We start from the raw sequence: 15,655 nt of genomic DNA, 5'->3' as shown, positions 1-15,655 counted from the left end.
GGGGGCCGAGTACTTGGCAACTTTCCCGCGCTGAGAAGTTTCCGCGCGCAAAAACAAAACCCCATCTGCTTTCGCAGATGGGGTTTCGGAATTTAATCTTGACGATGACCTACTCTCACATGGGGAAACCCCACACTACCATCGGCGATGCATCGTTTCACTGCTGAGTTCGGGATGGGATCAGGTGGTTCCAACGCTCTATGGTCGTCAAGAAATTCGGGTACTGACTCGTCCTCTCGAACGCTTCAGCAAATCGGGTATGTGATCAAGGTACAGCTTGTGTGTTCGCAAACTTTCGTCTTCATGCGTCTTCACACACCGCAACCTGCTGTCTCTCTGCAGATTGCTTGGGTGTTATATGGTCAAGCCTCACGGGCAATTAGTATTGGTTAGCTCAACGCCTCACAGCGCTTACACACCCAACCTATCAACGTCGTAGTCTTCGACGGCCCTTCAGGGAACTCAAGGTTCCAGTGAGATCTCATCTTGAGGCAAGTTTCCCGCTTAGATGCTTTCAGCGGTTATCTTTTCCGAACATAGCTACCCGGCAATGCCACTGGCGTGACAACCGGAACACCAGAGGTTCGTCCACTCCGGTCCTCTCGTACTAGGAGCAGCCCCTCTCAAATCTCAAACGTCCACGGCAGATAGGGACCGAACTGTCTCACGACGTTCTAAACCCAGCTCGCGTACCACTTTAAATGGCGAACAGCCATACCCTTGGGACCGGCTTCAGCCCCAGGATGTGATGAGCCGACATCGAGGTGCCAAACACCGCCGTCGATATGAACTCTTGGGCGGTATCAGCCTGTTATCCCCGGAGTACCTTTTATCCGTTGAGCGATGGCCCTTCCATACAGAACCACCGGATCACTAAGACCTACTTTCGTACCTGCTCGACGTGTCTGTCTCGCAGTCAAGCGCGCTTTTGCCTTTATACTCTACGACCGATTTCCGACCGGTCTGAGCGCACCTTCGTACTCCTCCGTTACTCTTTAGGAGGAGACCGCCCCAGTCAAACTACCCACCATACACTGTCCTCGATCCGGATAACGGACCTGAGTTAGAACCTCAAAGTTGCCAGGGTGGTATTTCAAGGTTGGCTCCACGCAGACTGGCGTCCACGCTTCAAAGCCTCCCACCTATCCTACACAAGCAAATTCAAAGTCCAGTGCAAAGCTATAGTAAAGGTTCACGGGTCTTTCCGTCTAGCCGCGGATACACTGCATCTTCACAGCGATTTCAATTTCACTGAGTCTCGGGTGGAGACAGCGCCGCCATCGTTACGCCATTCGTGCAGGTCGGAACTTACCCGACAAGGAATTTCGCTACCTTAGGACCGTTATAGTTACGGCCGCCGTTTACCGGGGCTTCGATCAAGAGCTTCGCGTTAGCTAACCCCATCAATTAACCTTCCGGCACCGGGCAGGCGTCACACCCTATACGTCCACTTTCGTGTTTGCAGAGTGCTGTGTTTTTAATAAACAGTCGCAGCGGCCTGGTATCTTCGACCGGCATGAGCTTACGGAGCAAGTCCTTCACCCTCACCGGCGCACCTTCTCCCGAAGTTACGGTGCCATTTTGCCTAGTTCCTTCACCCGAGTTCTCTCAAGCGCCTTGGTATTCTCTACCCAACCACCTGTGTCGGTTTGGGGTACGGTTCCTGGTTACCTGAAGCTTAGAAGCTTTTCTTGGAAGCATGGCATCAACCACTTCGTGTTCTAAAGAACACTCGTCATCAGCTCTCGGCCTTGAAACCCCGGATTTACCTAAGATTTCAGCCTACCACCTTAAACCTGGACAACCAACGCCAGGCTGGCCTAGCCTTCTCCGTCCCTCCATCGCAATAACCAGAAGTACAGGAATATTAACCTGTTTTCCATCGACTACGCTTTTCAGCCTCGCCTTAGGGACCGACTAACCCTGCGTCGATTAACGTTGCGCAGGAAACCTTGGTCTTTCGGCGTGGGTGTTTTTCACACCCATTGTCGTTACTCATGTCAGCATTCGCACTTCTGATACCTCCAGCAAGCTTCTCAACTCACCTTCACAGGCTTACAGAACGCTCCTCTACCGCATCACTTGCGTGATACCCGTAGCTTCGGTGCATGGTTTGAGCCCCGTTACATCTTCCGCGCAGGCCGACTCGACTAGTGAGCTATTACGCTTTCTTTAAAGGGTGGCTGCTTCTAAGCCAACCTCCTAGCTGTCTAAGCCTTCCCACATCGTTTCCCACTTAACCATGACTTTGGGACCTTAGCTGACGGTCTGGGTTGTTTCCCTTTTCACGACGGACGTTAGCACCCGCCGTGTGTCTCCCATGCTCGGCACTTGTAGGTATTCGGAGTTTGCATCGGTTTGGTAAGTCGGGATGACCCCTAGCCGAAACAGTGCTCTACCCCCTACAGTGATACATGAGGCGCTACCTAAATAGCTTTCGAGGAGAACCAGCTATCTCCGAGCTTGATTAGCCTTTCACTCCGATCCACAGGTCATCCGCTAACTTTTCAACGGTAGTCGGTTCGGTCCTCCAGTTAGTGTTACCCAACCTTCAACCTGCCCATGGATAGATCGCCCGGTTTCGGGTCTATTCCCAGCGACTAGACGCCCTATTAAGACTCGCTTTCGCTACGCCTCCCCTATTCGGTTAAGCTCGCCACTGAAAATAAGTCGCTGACCCATTATACAAAAGGTACGCAGTCACCCAACAAAGTGGGCTCCCACTGCTTGTACGCATACGGTTTCAGGATCTATTTCACTCCGCTCTCCGCGGTTCTTTTCGCCTTTCCCTCACGGTACTGGTTCACTATCGGTCAGTCAGTAGTATTTAGCCTTGGAGGATGGTCCCCCCATGTTCAGACAAGGTTTCTCGTGCCCCGTCCTACTCGATTTCATTGACAAGAGATTTTCGCGTACAGGGCTATCACCCACTATGGCCGCACTTTCCAGAGCGTTCCGCTAATCTCAAATCAACTTAAGGGCTGGTCCCCGTTCGCTCGCCACTACTAAGGGAATCTCGGTTGATTTCTTTTCCTCAGGGTACTTAGATGTTTCAGTTCCCCTGGTTCGCTCCATACACCTATGTATTCAGTGTAAGGTAACCATCTTATGATGGCTGGGTTCCCCCATTCAGACATCTCCGGATCACAGTCTGTTTGCCGACTCCCCGAAGCTTTTCGCAGGCTACCACGTCTTTCATCGCCTCTGACTGCCAAGGCATCCACCGTATGCGCTTCTTCACTTGACCATATAACCCCAAGCAATCTGGTTATACTGTGAAGACGACATTCGCCGAAAGTTTGCATTTCACAAACTTTACCTTAGCCTGGACACGCACCAGTGAAAGAGGTGCCCAGTCTATATTTCAATCACATACCCAAATTTTTAAAGAACGATCCAGTCAAAAGACCAGAAATCAACACTCATCATCCCAGCGGATGGAGCGCTCATTTCTAAGCTTTCAGCAATCAGAAGCAGTTATGGTGGAGCCAAACGGGATCGAACCGTTGACCTCCTGCGTGCAAGGCAGGCGCTCTCCCAGCTGAGCTATGGCCCCATAACAAAATTGGTGGGTCTGGGCAGATTCGAACTGCCGACCTCACCCTTATCAGGGGTGCGCTCTAACCAACTGAGCTACAGACCCAATTTCGAGCTTGTAACTGTTAGCGTGAGCTATCAGCTTGGAGCTTAAAGCTGCTTCTATCGTCTTCTTCAATGAATCAAGCAATTCGTGTGGGAACTTGCGAAGAAGCTGAGTCTTCGATTAAGGAGGTGATCCAGCCGCAGGTTCCCCTACGGCTACCTTGTTACGACTTCACCCCAGTCATGAATCACACCGTGGTAACCGTCCTCCCGAAGGTTAGACTAGCTACTTCTGGTGCAACCCACTCCCATGGTGTGACGGGCGGTGTGTACAAGGCCCGGGAACGTATTCACCGCGACATTCTGATTCGCGATTACTAGCGATTCCGACTTCACGCAGTCGAGTTGCAGACTGCGATCCGGACTACGATCGGTTTTCTGGGATTAGCTCCACCTCGCGGCTTGGCAACCCTCTGTACCGACCATTGTAGCACGTGTGTAGCCCAGGCCGTAAGGGCCATGATGACTTGACGTCATCCCCACCTTCCTCCGGTTTGTCACCGGCAGTCTCCTTAGAGTGCCCACCTTAACGTGCTGGTAACTAAGGACAAGGGTTGCGCTCGTTACGGGACTTAACCCAACATCTCACGACACGAGCTGACGACAGCCATGCAGCACCTGTCTCAATGTTCCCGAAGGCACCAATCCATCTCTGGAAAGTTCATTGGATGTCAAGGCCTGGTAAGGTTCTTCGCGTTGCTTCGAATTAAACCACATGCTCCACCGCTTGTGCGGGCCCCCGTCAATTCATTTGAGTTTTAACCTTGCGGCCGTACTCCCCAGGCGGTCAACTTAATGCGTTAGCTGCGCCACTAAAAGCTCAAGGCTTCCAACGGCTAGTTGACATCGTTTACGGCGTGGACTACCAGGGTATCTAATCCTGTTTGCTCCCCACGCTTTCGCACCTCAGTGTCAGTATGAGCCCAGGTGGTCGCCTTCGCCACTGGTGTTCCTTCCTATATCTACGCATTTCACCGCTACACAGGAAATTCCACCACCCTCTGCCCTACTCTAGCTTGCCAGTTTTGGATGCAGTTCCCAGGTTGAGCCCGGGGATTTCACATTCAACTTAACAAACCACCTACGCGCGCTTTACGCCCAGTAATTCCGATTAACGCTTGCACCCTCTGTATTACCGCGGCTGCTGGCACAGAGTTAGCCGGTGCTTATTCTGTCGGTAACGTCAAAACAGCAAGGTATTCGCTTACTGCCCTTCCTCCCAACTTAAAGTGCTTTACAATCCGAAGACCTTCTTCACACACGCGGCATGGCTGGATCAGGCTTTCGCCCATTGTCCAATATTCCCCACTGCTGCCTCCCGTAGGAGTCTGGACCGTGTCTCAGTTCCAGTGTGACTGATCATCCTCTCAGACCAGTTACGGATCGTCGCCTTGGTGAGCCATTACCTCACCAACTAGCTAATCCGACCTAGGCTCATCTGATAGCGCAAGGCCCGAAGGTCCCCTGCTTTCTCCCGTAGGACGTATGCGGTATTAGCGTCCCTTTCGAGACGTTGTCCCCCACTACCAGGCAGATTCCTAGGCATTACTCACCCGTCCGCCGCTGAATCAGAGAGCAAGCTCTCTTCATCCGCTCGACTTGCATGTGTTAGGCCTGCCGCCAGCGTTCAATCTGAGCCATGATCAAACTCTTCAGTTCAATACTGCAATTAGGTTTTGAGAAAACCTTATAAACTTGGCTCAGCAATCGTTGGTTAAACCATGATTTCTCGTGGAGCAACTTGCGATGCTGATAATCTTGCGACTTCAGTCTTACAGCACAAGCACCCACACGAATTGCTTGATTCAGTTGTTAAAGAGCGGGTGGTTAAGATCTTTCGTCTCAACCGAGGCGCGCATTCTACAGCGTCTCTAGTTCCTGTCAAGCGGTTATTTTAAGAAGTTTTCAAAGTTTCCTTATCAACTTCAACCACTTGCGCTTCGTTCGACTTAACGTCTCACGTCAGCGGGAGGCGAATTCTACAGCGTTACAACCTGCTGTCAACTGCCTTTTTCACCGCTGTCGATTCAAGCATCTGAACCGAAGCATTCCACGCTGCTTACTTCGTCCAACTCTTTGATTATCAAGGAGTTTTCCGTTTCGTCTGCGCCGGAAGTGGGGCGAATTATAGACAGATCCAGAGGGGCGTCAAGCACTTATTTAACGAAACTGTCATATCGGTCAAAAATGGCTGACAGGGAAGGCAAATCAGCAAACTTGCCTTCCCTAAAGCCTTAGAGACTGGGGAAAGCGAACTGGGAGGCCTCATGGCTGGAGCGCTGCGGCCACCGCTGTGTAATGGCTTTGCGACGGGTATAAAAGCGAACGCCATCCGGGCCATAGGCATGCAAGTCACCAAACAGCGACCGCTTCCATCCGCCAAAGCTGTGATAAGCCACAGGTACAGGCAGCGGCACGTTCACCCCAACCATGCCCACCTCGATCTCATCGCAGAACAAGCGGGCCACTTCACCATCGCGGGTGAAGATGCAGGTTCCATTGCCGTATTCATGGTCGTTAATTAACTGCATCGCATGTTCAAGACTGTCCACACGCACAATGCAAAGCACCGGACCGAATATCTCTTCTTTATAGATGCGCATCTCGGCCGTGACATGGTCGAACAGGCATCCACCCAGGAAGAATCCATCTTCGTGTCCGGGCACCGTGAGCCCACGACCATCCACCACCAGCTTCGCACCTGCACCCACGCCGTCTTCTATATAGCTGCTGACTTTGTCGCGATGCTGCCCGGTAACCAGAGGCCCCATATCCAGCCCGCTGGAAGTCCCGGCGCCGATCTTCAATCCATTGATCTGCGGCACCAGCTTGGCGACCAGCGCGTCGGCAACCTGGTCACCGACGCACACTGCAACCGAGATCGCCATGCAGCGCTCGCCGCACGAACCATAGGCCGCTCCCATCAATGCGCTCACGGCGTTATACAGGTCCGCGTCGGGCATCAGCACCGCGTGGTTCTTCGCTCCACCCAATGCCTGTACCCGCTTACCGCGTGCGGTGGCTTCTTTATAGATGTACTCGGCGATCGGGGTGGAGCCGACAAAACTCAGCGCCTTGACTTCAGGGGCTTGGATTAATGCATCAACTGCCACCTTGTCGCCGTGCACGACATTCAGTACCCCCTTCGGCAACCCGGCTTCATGCAGCAACTCCGCGATCAACAAGGTTGAGCTTGGATCGCGCTCGGAGGGCTTGAGGATAAAACAGTTGCCGCAGGCGATTGCCAAGGGGTACATCCACAGGGGCACCATCGCGGGGAAGTTGAACGGGGTGATGCCCGCCACTACGCCAAGCGGCTGAAAGTCAGACCACGCATCAATGTTTGGTCCGACGTTGCGGCTGTACTCGCCCTTGAGGATCTCAGGCGCCGCACTGGCGTATTCCACATTCTCGATGCCACGTTTGAGTTCTCCCGCCGCGTCTTCGAGGGTCTTGCCGTGCTCTTCGCTGATCAGCCGGGCAATACGTGCCTCGTTCTGTTCCAGCAGCTGCTTGAAGCGGAACATGACCTGCGCCCGCTTGGCAGGAGGGGTATTGCGCCACGCCGGGAAAGCAGCCTTCGCAGAGTCGATCGCTTGTTGAACGGTTTCGCGACTGGCGAGAGGTACTTTACGAATCACTTGGCCGGTTGACGGATTGAACACATCGGCAGTGCGGCCATTTTCACTGACCAGGTCGCCATGAATCAGGTGCTGAATGTTGCTCATGCATAACTCCGGAAAACGTTAGCCCGCAGGCGCAGCCGGACTGCGCCTGTGAGCAAATAAAAGATGATCAGTCGATTTGATTAAGGGCCTGGCCGACTGCGTCAAACATGCGATCGAGGTCTTCAGGCTTGCTGTTAAAGGTCGGGCCGAACTGCAAGGTATCGCCGCCGAAGCGCACATAGAAACCGGCCTTCCACAGCTTCATGGCCGTCTCAAACGGACGCACGATCGCATCACCGTCGCGCGGTGCAATCTGAATGGCGCCGGCGAGACCGTAATTGCGAATATCGACAACATTCTTGCTGCCCTTCAACGCATGCAAATAGCCTTCGAAATGCGGCGCAGTTTCAGCGACCTGCTGCACCAGGTTCTCGCGCTGAATGATTTCCAGCGCGGCGAGGCCGGCGGCGCAGGCAACGGGATGCGCTGAATAGGTGTAGCCATGGGGAAACTCCACGGCGTACTCGGGCGTCGGCTGACTCATGAACGTCTGATAGATCTCGGTGCTGGCAATGACAGCCCCCATCGGGATCGCACCGTTGGTGATCTGCTTGGCAATGCACATCAGGTCGGGCGTCACGCCGAAGCTGTCTGCGCCGAACATAGAACCGGTACGCCCGAACCCCGTGATCACTTCATCGAAAATCAGCAGAATGTTGTGCTGATCACAGATTTCACGCAGCCGCTTGAGATACCCCTGCGGCGGAACGATCACCCCTGCAGAGCCTGCCATGGGCTCTACGATCACCGCTGCAATGTTCGAAGCGTCGTGCAGTTCGATCAGCTTGAGCATCTCATCGGCCAGCGCAATGCCGCCCTGCTCCGGCATGCCCCGTGAATAGGCGTTGCTGGCAAGCAACGTATGAGGCAGATGATCGACGTCCATCAATTGCCCGAACATCTTGCGGTTGCCGTTGACGCCACCCAGGCTGGTGCCCGCGATATTCACGCCGTGATAGCCACGGGCGCGGCCGATCATCTTGGTTTTGGTCGCCTGGCCTTTCAAACGCCAGTAAGCCCGCACCATCTTGACCGCAGTATCAGCGCACTCCGATCCAGAGTCGGTATAGAAGACGTGATTCAGCTTGCCGGGTGTCAGATCGGTGATCTTTTCAGCCAGCTGAAACGACAGCGGGTGTCCGAACTGGAATCCTGGCGAGTAGTCCAGCGTGCCCAACTGGCGGGAAACCGCTTCCTGAATCTCCTTGCGTGTATGCCCTGCCCCACACGTCCACAGCCCCGACAGACCGTCGTAAATTTTGCGGCCTTTGTCGTCCGTGAGATAGCTGCCTTCGGCGGCGACGATCAGCCGTGGATCGCGATGAAAGTTTCGGTTCGCCGTGTAAGGCATCCAGTGGGCATCAAGTTTGAGCTGGCTAGCCAGAGACATGTCGGACGATTCGGGCATATTCATCGGAATTAACCTCACTGATCGTGGGGGCCTGACTTCCCATTGAAGTGCGGGCGGGTGCGGGCCGGTTGCAGCTAAAGTGCCACGGGCATAAAGTCTGGAAAATGCTGCTTTTACGATCTTCAGTTGACCGGCCACTAAACTATGAGCACCCGCCGTAATGATCCGCTGGCACAAGTCAGCGATTTTGATATTCGTCTGTTGCGCATTTTTCGTAGCGTGGTCGAGTCCGGTGGATTTTCGGCAGCGGAAAGCGCGCTGGGTATTGGTCGCTCTGCCATCAGTCAGCAAATGAGTGATCTCGAGCAGCGCCTGGGACTGCGTCTTTGCCAACGGGGCCGTGCGGGGTTTTCCCTGACGGAGGAAGGCCGCGAGGTCTATCAGTCATCGCTGCAGTTATTGAGCGCCCTCGAAAGTTTTCGTACGGAGGTGAATGGTCTTCACCGACACCTGCGCGGCGAGCTGAACATCGGGCTGACGGACAATCTGGTCACACTCCCCCACATGCGCATCACCCACGCGCTTTCCCAACTGAAAGAACGTGGTCCGGACGTGCACATCAATATCCGCATGATCGCGCCCAATGAAGTCGAGCAGGGTGTGCTCGACGGCAGTTTGCACGTTGGCGTCGTACCCCAGGCCAGCGCCCTGTCGGGACTGGAATATCAGCCGCTGTATAGCGAACGTTCGCTGCTGTATTGCGCCGTCGGTCATCCGCTGTTTTACGTGGATGATGCGCAGCTTGATGACGATCGACTGTCCGCGCAGGAGACCATAGCGCCGACGTTTCGCCTGCCGAGTGAGATCCAGGCCCATTATCAGGCGCTGAAATGCACCGCGAGCGCATCGGACCGGGAAGGCATGGCGTTTCTGATTCTGACCGGGCGTTACATCGGCTATCTGCCCGATCATTACGCCAGCCTTTGGGTGCAGCAGGGTCGACTGCGTGCGCTGAAGCCCAAGTCGCGGTTCTACGATGTGAGCCTGGTGACCGTCACGCGCAAAGGCCGCCGCCCCCATTTGGTGCTGGAAAGTTTTCTGGAGAGTCTGGCCGCCACACGATGAAGCCGACCCTACTCAGTCAGCTTCCCAATGACGCGCAGTCAAACGGCCGAGATATCCGACCAGCCCCTTGATAGACGGGCATGTACAGCGAATCGGCACGCACGTAACTGATCAGTTGGACAGGTTTTTGCAGTAAGGCTGAATGTCGAAGTCCACACAGAATCGAGAGCCAGCATGCAGCCTGAAGCGCCAGACAATAACGACCTCATCTACGGCCTCAATGACCGGCCGAGCATCGGGCCGGCAACCTTGGCTGCTGTCCAGCATGTGCTTGCTGCATTCGTGGGCATCATTACGCCGCCGCTGATTATCGGATCGGCGCTCGGGCTTGGCGCATACATGCCTTATCTGATCAGCATGGCGTTGATGGTGTCGGGTGTGGGCACGTTCATTCAGGCGCGCCGCCCGTTCGGTATCGGCGCCGGCATGATTTGCCTGCAAGGCACCAGTTTCGCGTTTCTCGGCGCGGTGCTGTCGGCAGGCTTCATCGTCAAGCAGCGCGGTGGCAGCCCGGAAGACATCATGGCCATGGTATTCGGAGTATGTTTCTTTGGCGCCATCGTGCAGATTGTGCTCAGCCGTTTCATCGGACAGCTGCGTCGAGTGATCACGCCACTGGTAACCGGCATCGTCATCACGCTAATCGGCGTCAGCTTGATCAAGGTCGGCGTGACTGATCTGGGAGGCGGCTTCAATGCCCCGGACTTCGGCGAGCCGGTCAATCTGGCCCTTGGCGTTTTCGTGCTGGCAGTAATCGTGGTGCTCAACCGCTCAAGCGCCCCCTGGTTGAGGCTGTCGGCCATCATTATCGGGCTCGCGATTGGCAGCCTTGCAGCCTGGTTCAGCGGCAAGCTCGTGCCTCATTCCATTGCCGACGTTGCGCTGGTCAGCATTCCGGTGCCCTTTCGGTTCGGATTCAGCTTCGACTGGGCAGCATTCCTACCGGTGGCGCTGATTTACCTGATCAGCAGCATCGAAACCGTTGGCGACCTTACCGCTAATTGCATGCTCTCCCGCGAGCCCATCAAGGGCCCAGGCTACATTGCCCGGCTGAAGGGCGGCGTATTGGGCGACGGCGTCAGCTGCATGATCGCGGCGACATTCAGCGCCTTCCCCAATACGACCTTCGCCCAGAACAACGGCGTGATTCAGCTCACCGGCGTGGCCAGTCGGTATGTGGGTCTGTACATTGGGGCAATCCTGTTTCTACTCGGACTGTTCCCGGTGATCGGTGCGATGCTTCAGCAGATTCCTAAGCCGGTGCTTGGCGGCGCGACATTGGTGATGTTCGGCAGCGTTGCAGCGGCAGGCGTGCGGATCCTCGCGCAAGCGCCGCTGGATCGCCGCAGCATGTTGATCATCGCCACCTCGTTCGGAGTAGGACTGGGCATCGCGGCGCAACCGACGCTGCTGCATCATCTGCCGCAATGGGTGCAAAGCCTGTTCGACTCGGCGATCACCAGCGGCGGGCTCACGGCCATCGTGATGAGCCTGATGCTTCCGGAAGCCAAAGAAACAAATGAAACGGGCGAAGCCAAAAAACAGACAACGGAATCCTTTGACTGATTTACGAGGGCAACGCTTGTCGGATCCTCGCGGGTGCGCTATGTGTTCATCGCGTCGCACCCAATGATCCGTCTGGAACCGCACATGACCCTTGAAGTCCCCGCTCACAGCCCCAGCGCCACCAAACCGGCCAGCCGCATTCGCCAGAAAAACGAAGAAGCGATCTTGAAGGCGGCTGAGGACGAATTCGCTCGTCATGGTTTCAAGGGCACCAGCATGAACACGATCGCGCAGAATGCCGGCCTGCCCAAAGCCAACCTGCATTATTACTTCACCAATAAGCTGGGTCTCTATATCGCGGTGCTGAGCAACATCATCGAGTTATGGGACAGCACGTTTAACAACCTGAGCGCAGACGACGATCCGGCACAGGCGCTGACGCACTACATCCGCGCCAAGATGGAGTTCTCACGACGCCAGCCACAGGCCTCGCGCATTTTCGCGATGGAGATCATCAGTGGCGGCGAGTGCCTGAATCAGTATTTCAGCCAGGACTACCGCGAATGGTTTCAGGGGCGTGCCGCCGTTTTCCAGGCCTGGATCGACGCCGGGAAAATGGACCCGGTCGATCCGGTGCATTTGATTTTCCTGCTGTGGGGCAGCACCCAGCATTACGCTGACTTCGCCACCCAGATTTGCCAGGTCACCGGCCGTTCGAAGCTGACCAAGCAGGACATGGAGGCTGCTGGGGATAACCTGATCCGCATCATTCTCAAGGGCTGCGGACTCACGCCTGCTGTATAACGCCTGAAAACCCAAGCGCAGTCTGGAAACTCAATGCCTTTTACGCTCACCGGCCCCTGCGAGTTTCGCGAAGAGATTCGCAAGAGCCGATTCATTACCCTCGCGGCCCCCATCGACACTGCTGCCGATGCTCAAGCGTTCATCGAGCAGCACAGTGATCTCGACGCCACTCACAATTGCTGGGCCTGGAAACTGGGCGCGCAGTACCGCAGCAACGACGATGGCGAACCAGGTGGCACGGCCGGGCGGCCGATACTCGCGGCCATTGATGCTCAGGATTTTGATCGAGTCGTTGTGCTGGTCATTCGCTGGTACGGCGGGACTCAACTGGGCACCGGCGGGCTCGCGAGGGCCTATGGTGGGGGGGCGAACAAATGCCTGCAGCAGGCGGATCGGATGCCGTTGGTCAACCGAGTGCCGTTGCAATTCGATTGCAGCTTCAGCGAACTGGTGCTGATAAAGCTGCGAGTGGCTGAACTCAACGGGCTTGTGGAGGATGAGCGCTTCAACGCAAACGGCGTCACGCTATCAATCTCGCTAGGGCCTGATCAGGTTGAGACCCTTCAGCGCCAATTGTCCGACATCAGTCGCGGGCGGATCGTGTTGCAGCAGGCGCAGTAGTCGATCGACGGCCACATCGACGCCTTCCCGGTTAAGACTGGCGATGCACGGAAACGCAATGGATGTAATCGCAGTGGCATTTGCTCACATCTACTGTGCACCCGCCTGTGGACAAGCTGAGCGCACATCGCCGCAGGCCTTGATAAATAAGGCTTTGCGCTGCTTGATCATTTTTTATCCAAAAGCGTTCGTTGTGAATAAAAGGAGCGGGAAAACAGGACGTTAGCGCCCTTTATGCCGATGCGGCGCTCGTTTACGGCGCGTTATATCCCTGATCCGCAACTACCCACATTACCTGTGGAGCAATCTGTGGATAACCCGTGCAAGCCTTCGCAGAGCGCCTGGTACGACACGCATTGGGCAGAGCTGGATGTTTTTTATACAGACACACCACCAGGCGGTGGTCGATCGTGCGCCATCCTGACCGCCTGACATTCATATCGGAAACGTTCACTCACATATGTCGTAAGCCTCCGTCATCCTCTGCCGCTAGCTTATGCGCCTTGCGGCAACTCAGCGCTTCAAGAAACCAAATTCTCGCCGCGTCGCGATGTCCATCGATTGAGTGAAATTTTTCGTTTGTCTGTACAGGAGTCATTCCAATGTCCACCCCTAAAACAGCTCTGATCATCGGAGCGTCACGCGGCCTTGGCCTCGGATTGGTGAAACGTCTGACGGAACTGGGCTGGGAAGTCACCGCCACCGTCCGCGACGCTCAGAAGGCCGACGAGCTGAAAGCACTGCAGAATGTGCAACTACAGACACTGGACATCGACGAGCCGTCTTCCCTCGAAGTGCTGACTCATAACCTCAAAGGCCAGACGTATGACCTGCTGTTCGTCAACGCCGGCGTGATGGGCCCGATGCATCCCAACCCGACCGACGCGACGTCCGGCGAACTGGGTCAGCTGTTTCTCACCAACGCCGTCGCGCCCATCCGCCTGGCCAAACGCTTCGTCAACCAGATCCGTCCCGAGACCGGTGTGATTGCGTTCATGAGCTCGGTGCTCGGCAGCGTCACCATGCCGGACGCCCCGGAGATGGCGTTGTACAAAGCCAGCAAAGCCGCGCTGAACTCAATGACCAACAGCTTCGTGACGCAGATGGGCGAGAACAAACCGACAGTGCTGTCAATGCACCCCGGTTGGGTCCGCACGGCGATGGGCGGTGAAGGCGCCGATATCGACGTCGAAACCAGCGTACGCGGGATTGTCGAGCAGCTTGAGCGCTTTGCGGGGAAAGGCGGTCATCACTTCGTGAACTACAAGGGTGAGACGATTCCCTGGTGATCGAGATGCACGTCGCGGCAGCCTGAGCCGTCGCGACTTGCCGACGCCCGCCACAACACTCTAGAATCCGCCCTCGCCTCGTAGCGCGTTCGTTGCTGCGGCGACCCTGGATCAGCAGACAGGGCAACACTGAGCTGGCGACCTGAACCCACTTTCAGAGGAGCCGGCCAATGCCCGCGATCCGTACCTGGTTGAAAAATCCCCTTGCCGTTTTCACGGCCAATGATCTCGATGCTCGAGGCGGTCTGGTGGTCGAGGGCGGGGTTATCGTTGAGATGCTCTTGCCAGGCCAACTGCCCGCACAACCTTGCGAACACGTGTTCGATGCACGCGAGCATGTCTTGCTGCCCGGCCTGATCAACACTCACCACCACTTTTATCAAACCCTCACCCGCGCCTGGGGCCCGGTGGTCAATCAGCCGTTATTCCCCTGGCTGAAAACGCTTTACCCAGTGTGGGCGCGGCTGACGCCGGAAAAACTTGCACTGGCCAGCAAGGTCGCCCTGACCGAGTTGCTGCTGTCAGGCTGCACCACCGCCGCCGACCATCATTATCTGTTCCCGCAAGGTCTGGATGACGCCATTGATGTTCAGGTGAAAAGCGTCCGCGAACTGGGTATGCGCGCGATGCTGACGCGGGGTTCGATGACCCTGGGCGAGGCAGACGGCGGCCTGCCACCCCAGCAAACCGTCCAGCAGGGCCAGGTAATTCTCGACGACAGCGTGCGCTTGATCGAGACCTACCACGAGCGGGGTGACGGCGCGCAGATCCAGATTGCGCTGGCGCCGTGCTCACCGTTTTCGGTGACGACCGAGATCATGGCGGAAAGCGCAGCCCTGGCCGAAAAACACGATGTGCGCCTGCACACGCATCTGGCCGAAACCCTGGACGAAGAGGACTTCTGCCTGCAGCGCTTCGGCCTGAGGACAGTCGACTATCTAGACAGCGTCGGCTGGCTCGGCCCTCGCACATGGCTGGCCCACGGTATTCATTTCAACAGCGAAGAGATCGCTCGCCTCGGCCAGGCCGGCACGGGGGTCTGTCATTGCCCGAGTTCGAACATGCGCCTTGCGTCAGGCATCTGTCCCACGCTGGAGCTGCTTGCCGCAGGCGCCCCGATCGGTCTGGGCGTTGACGGTTCTGCGTCAAATGACGCCTCGAACATGATGCTTGAAGCCAAGCAGGCGCTTTACCTGCAGCGCTTGCGTTACGGGGCGGAGAAAATCACGCCCGAGTTGGCATTGGGCTGGGCGATTAAGGGCTCAGCGCAATTGCTGGGCCGCCGTGACATCGGCGAGTTGGCGGTGGGAAAACAGGCTGATCTGGCCTTGTTCAAGCTGGACGAGTTGCGCTTCTCCGGCAGCCACGATCCGATCTCGGCGCTGCTGCTGTGCGGCGCTGATCGCGCAGACCGGGTGATGATCGGCGGCACATGGCGGGTGATTGAAGGTCAGGTCGAAGGGCTCGATCTGAAGGGGCTGATTGCAGACCATCGCCAGGCAGCCGCGGAATTAATCAGGGGCTGACACGCGGTTTGGCTGGCGCCGCGGGGGAGTGAAACGGCTGACTCCCCCGCTGCTGCTTTCAGG

At 56.2% G+C, this 15,655-nt stretch carries 8 protein-coding genes, 2 tRNA genes and 3 rRNA genes; 6 read left to right on the top strand and 7 right to left on the bottom strand.

Features of this window, described 5'->3' with window-relative positions; genetic code table 11:
* Window positions 1-96 precede the first annotated feature (96 nt).
* The 7 genes from rrf to FX982_RS11565 all read right to left on the bottom strand — a co-directional run bounded on the left by rrf (window position 97) and on the right by FX982_RS11565 (window position 8,784).
* Window positions 97-212, bottom strand: a 5S ribosomal RNA gene (gene rrf, locus FX982_RS11595).
* Between the two features lie 146 nt (window positions 213-358).
* Window positions 359-3,247 (bottom strand): 23S ribosomal RNA (locus FX982_RS11590).
* Window positions 3,248-3,480: 233 nt separating this feature from the next.
* Window positions 3,481-3,556, bottom strand: a tRNA-Ala gene (locus FX982_RS11585).
* Between the two features lie 10 nt (window positions 3,557-3,566).
* Window positions 3,567-3,643 (bottom strand) — tRNA-Ile (locus tag FX982_RS11580).
* A 121-nt stretch (window positions 3,644-3,764) separates the two neighbouring features.
* Window positions 3,765-5,301 (bottom strand): 16S ribosomal RNA (locus FX982_RS11575).
* The 16S, 23S and 5S rRNA genes sit together here with 2 tRNA genes alongside, the layout of an rRNA operon.
* Window positions 5,302-5,876: 575 nt before the next feature.
* Window positions 5,877-7,370, bottom strand: coding sequence for a CoA-acylating methylmalonate-semialdehyde dehydrogenase (locus tag FX982_RS11570; protein WP_172610732.1), 1,494 nt, complete (start codon window positions 7,368-7,370; stop codon window positions 5,877-5,879).
* Window positions 7,371-7,437: 67 nt separating this feature from the next.
* Window positions 7,438-8,784 (bottom strand): aspartate aminotransferase family protein, encoded by a 1,347-nt coding sequence (locus tag FX982_RS11565; RefSeq protein ID WP_172610731.1) that lies wholly within the window; start codon window positions 8,782-8,784, stop codon window positions 7,438-7,440.
* Between the two features lie 141 nt (window positions 8,785-8,925).
* Between FX982_RS11565 and FX982_RS11560 the strand changes: the two genes are divergently transcribed.
* The 6 genes from FX982_RS11560 to FX982_RS11535 all read left to right on the top strand — a co-directional run bounded on the left by FX982_RS11560 (window position 8,926) and on the right by FX982_RS11535 (window position 15,592).
* Window positions 8,926-9,846 carry a LysR family transcriptional regulator gene (locus tag FX982_RS11560; RefSeq protein ID WP_172610730.1) on the top strand — a complete coding sequence of 307 codons (921 nt, stop codon included), beginning with the start codon at window positions 8,926-8,928 and terminating at the stop codon, window positions 9,844-9,846.
* A 174-nt stretch (window positions 9,847-10,020) separates the two neighbouring features.
* Entirely contained in the window at window positions 10,021-11,412 is a 1,392-nt protein-coding gene (locus tag FX982_RS11555) for a uracil-xanthine permease family protein (protein WP_172610729.1), read from the top strand.
* Window positions 11,413-11,496: 84 nt separating this feature from the next.
* Window positions 11,497-12,156 (top strand): TetR/AcrR family transcriptional regulator, encoded by a 660-nt coding sequence (locus FX982_RS11550; RefSeq protein WP_122536703.1) that lies wholly within the window; start codon window positions 11,497-11,499, stop codon window positions 12,154-12,156.
* A 33-nt stretch (window positions 12,157-12,189) separates the two neighbouring features.
* The gene (locus FX982_RS11545) at window positions 12,190-12,777 is read left to right on the top strand and encodes an IMPACT family protein (protein ID WP_172610728.1); all 588 of its coding nucleotides are present in this window, start codon (window positions 12,190-12,192) and stop codon (window positions 12,775-12,777) included.
* 602 nt (window positions 12,778-13,379) lie between these two features.
* Complete coding sequence (locus FX982_RS11540; protein ID WP_172610727.1) at window positions 13,380-14,066, top strand: SDR family oxidoreductase; 687 nt, start codon at window positions 13,380-13,382, stop codon at window positions 14,064-14,066.
* Between the two features lie 170 nt (window positions 14,067-14,236).
* Window positions 14,237-15,592: an 8-oxoguanine deaminase gene (locus tag FX982_RS11535; protein ID WP_172610726.1), complete on the top strand. Its 1,356-nt coding sequence runs from the start codon at window positions 14,237-14,239 to the stop codon at window positions 15,590-15,592.
* Window positions 15,593-15,655: the final 63 nt, after the last annotated feature.

It is taken from the genome of Pseudomonas graminis (assembly GCF_013201545.1).
Classification (GTDB): Bacteria; Pseudomonadota; Gammaproteobacteria; order Pseudomonadales; family Pseudomonadaceae; genus Aquipseudomonas.
This window is presented reverse-complemented; position numbering and strand designations above follow the sequence as displayed.

Bases quoted from the DNA above. Each gene is read 5' to 3' on its own strand.
- FX982_RS11570 (WP_172610732.1), bottom strand. From the start codon at position 7,370: ATGAGCAACATTCAGCACCTGATTCATGGCGACCTGGTCAGTGAAAAT.
- FX982_RS11565 (WP_172610731.1), bottom strand. From the start codon at position 8,784: ATGAATATGCCCGAATCGTCCGACATGTCTCTGGCTAGCCAGCTCAAA.
- FX982_RS11560 (WP_172610730.1), top strand. From the start codon at position 8,926: ATGAGCACCCGCCGTAATGATCCGCTGGCACAAGTCAGCGATTTTGAT.
- FX982_RS11555 (WP_172610729.1), top strand. From the start codon at position 10,021: ATGCAGCCTGAAGCGCCAGACAATAACGACCTCATCTACGGCCTCAAT.
- FX982_RS11550 (WP_122536703.1), top strand. From the start codon at position 11,497: ATGACCCTTGAAGTCCCCGCTCACAGCCCCAGCGCCACCAAACCGGCC.
- FX982_RS11545 (WP_172610728.1), top strand. From the start codon at position 12,190: ATGCCTTTTACGCTCACCGGCCCCTGCGAGTTTCGCGAAGAGATTCGC.
- FX982_RS11540 (WP_172610727.1), top strand. From the start codon at position 13,380: ATGTCCACCCCTAAAACAGCTCTGATCATCGGAGCGTCACGCGGCCTT.
- FX982_RS11535 (WP_172610726.1), top strand. From the start codon at position 14,237: ATGCCCGCGATCCGTACCTGGTTGAAAAATCCCCTTGCCGTTTTCACG.